The 1,192-nt window shown below is 69.0% G+C and carries 2 protein-coding genes and 1 pseudogene; all 3 read right to left on the reverse strand.

Translation table 11 applies throughout. The features are described 5' to 3' along the window. A pseudogene (locus Mrose_RS18365) lies at window positions 1–180 on the reverse strand (hypothetical protein); the annotation flags it as partial. Window positions 181–182: 2 nt separating this feature from the next. After that, window positions 183–887 carry a DUF4097 family beta strand repeat-containing protein gene (locus tag Mrose_RS18370; protein WP_119280660.1) on the reverse strand — a complete coding sequence of 235 codons (705 nt, stop codon included), beginning with the start codon at window positions 885–887 and terminating at the stop codon, window positions 183–185. A gap of 11 nt (window positions 888–898) precedes the next feature. After that, on the reverse strand, window positions 899–1,075 hold the full coding sequence (locus Mrose_RS19125; protein WP_182482915.1) for a hypothetical protein: 177 nt from the start codon (window positions 1,073–1,075) through the stop codon (window positions 899–901). Window positions 1,076–1,192: the final 117 nt, after the last annotated feature.

The raw sequence follows: 1,192 nt of genomic DNA on the forward strand, positions 1-1,192 counted from the left end.
GTTCATGGGAACTTCGGGGTGGGCCCGGGTGGGCCCGGCCTCCGCCTCGGCGGCTTCGGCTTCCGCGAGGGCTTCCAGCAGCAGGTCGGCCTCCTCCTGGGTGATGCGCCCCTCGTCGAGTAGCGCCTGGATGCGTTCGCGTTCGCTCATGCCCTCCCCTGCTTGGATCTGTTCGCTCATCTTTAGGCCCTCACTTCCAGGTTGCCCACGCTGACGGAGGCCTCGAGCTGGGCCAAGCCCTGCCCCACCTGGCGGGGAGTGCTCTCGAGGTTGCCCAGACCCACCCGCGACTCCACCTTGACGCTCGAGCCGGGCAGGATCTTCACGTCCACCTCGCCCAGCGTCACGTGCAGGCGGTGGCGGCCCTCGGTCAGGCGCACGCTGCCGTCGATCTGGCCGGTCTTGACCTCCACGTCCACGCCCTGCACGTCGCTGAGGTCCACCTCGCCCGCCATCAGCCGGGCTTTGACGTAGGGCAGGCCCCTGGCCCGCACCTCGCCCGCCGTGCCGTGGACCTCGAGCCCCCACCCGGCAGGCACCCGCACGGTTACTTTCCCGATCTTGAGCCCACCTAGCAGATCGCCCAGGAAGTCGCCGCCGGGGGTCTGGGGGGTGACCTCGAGGTCACGCCCGTTCTCGCGGGCCTCCACCTTGCCCTCGATCTGCGGGGCGCTGAGGCTGGGGTCGAAGCTGGCCACCAGTTCCCCGGCGGTGAGCCGCACCCGCACCCAGCGCAGGGTGGAGGGGTCGTCGCTGGCGGTAGGCGGGGTGTCAGGGGCCATGGCTTCGCTGAAGGGAGCGTCCAGGGCTTCGCGCAGCAGCCGGGCTTCTTCCTCGGTGATCTTGCCTTCCTTGAGCAGCTTTTCGATACGTTCGTGTTCGCTCATCTCTTCTCCTCTCAGGCCTCGAGGGTCAGGTCGCCGTGGTTGTGTTCGACCCCCAGGCGGGCCTCACCCCGACCCAGCAACCCCTTGAAATCGCGCCCGCGCAGGGTGAAGGGGCCGCGGGCGTCCAGGTCGCCGCCGTTGATGCGGCCTTCGCGCAGCAGGTTCTGGATGCGTTGGTGGTCGTTCATGGCCTCAGGCCTCCTGGATAAAGACGAAGAGGGGCTGGAAGGATTGAGGGGACGATCCCGTGGCCGATTCCCTTCGGGACGGGGCAGGCTCCGCGCACCGGGGAGAAGGGTTGGGGG

This window comes from Calidithermus roseus, assembly GCF_003574095.1.
In the GTDB taxonomy this organism is placed as follows: Bacteria; Deinococcota; Deinococci; order Deinococcales; family Thermaceae; genus Calidithermus; species Calidithermus roseus.

Bases quoted from the DNA above. Each gene is read 5' to 3' on its own strand.
- Mrose_RS18370 (WP_119280660.1), bottom strand. From the start codon at position 887: ATGAGCGAACACGAACGTATCGAAAAGCTGCTCAAGGAAGGCAAGATC.
- Mrose_RS19125 (WP_182482915.1), bottom strand. From the start codon at position 1,075: ATGAACGACCACCAACGCATCCAGAACCTGCTGCGCGAAGGCCGCATC.